Annotated in this window: 1 protein-coding gene; it reads right to left on the bottom strand. The window is 66.2% G+C overall.

Going from position 1 to position 631, the window contains the following annotated elements:
• On the bottom strand, nucleotides 1–631 hold a 631-nt coding region (locus NZ773_16260), incomplete at both ends, for an ABC transporter substrate-binding protein (GenBank protein ID MCS6803481.1).

Below are 631 nucleotides of genomic sequence, written 5' to 3'. Positions count from 1 at the left end.
CGCCTCGGCGTCGACGCGCAGGTACTTGAGGTTGTTGCCCGACATCTCGTTCACCTTCGCGTTCGCGAGCCAGCCGTGAAAGAGCGCGAAGTTCTTCGGATGGAATCCCCCGATCCAGGGCGCATCGTGGCGGAAGATCTCGACCATGCGGTCGATGATCTTCTGCCGCTCGGGCGAATTCGGCATGTGACGCATGCGCTCGAAGAGCGCGTCGAACTCGGGGTTCGAGTAGTTCGCGGCGTTCTCGCCCTGAAAGCGCGCCCGGCTCTGCGGCGTGTGCAGCAGAAAGAGGAAGTTCTCCGGGTCGGGATAGTCGGCGATCCAGCCGATCATGAAGAGCTGCGTGTTGCCTTTGCGCAGCTTTTCCTGGAAGCGGTTCCAGTCGGTCTGGCGCGGCACGAACTGGATCGAGAGCTTGGCGAACTGCCGCCGCCACCAGTCGGTCACCGCCTTGTCGGCCGGGCCGCGCTGCACCGAGTCGAGGTGCAGCACGAGCGGCTCGCCCGTCTTCGCGTCGCGTCCGTCGGGGTAGCCCGCTTCGGCGAGCAGCCGCTTCGCCTCCTCGATCGGCCGGCGCACCGCCCGGCCCTCTTTCCAGACGTGCGTCACCGGGTTGACGCTGTCTGCGCCG

The organism is Dehalococcoidia bacterium, assembly GCA_025054935.1.
Classification (GTDB): Bacteria; Chloroflexota; Dehalococcoidia; order SpSt-223; family SpSt-223; genus JANWZD01.
Note: the sequence above shows the minus strand (reverse complement) of the source record. Positions and strands in the feature narration are given on the sequence as shown.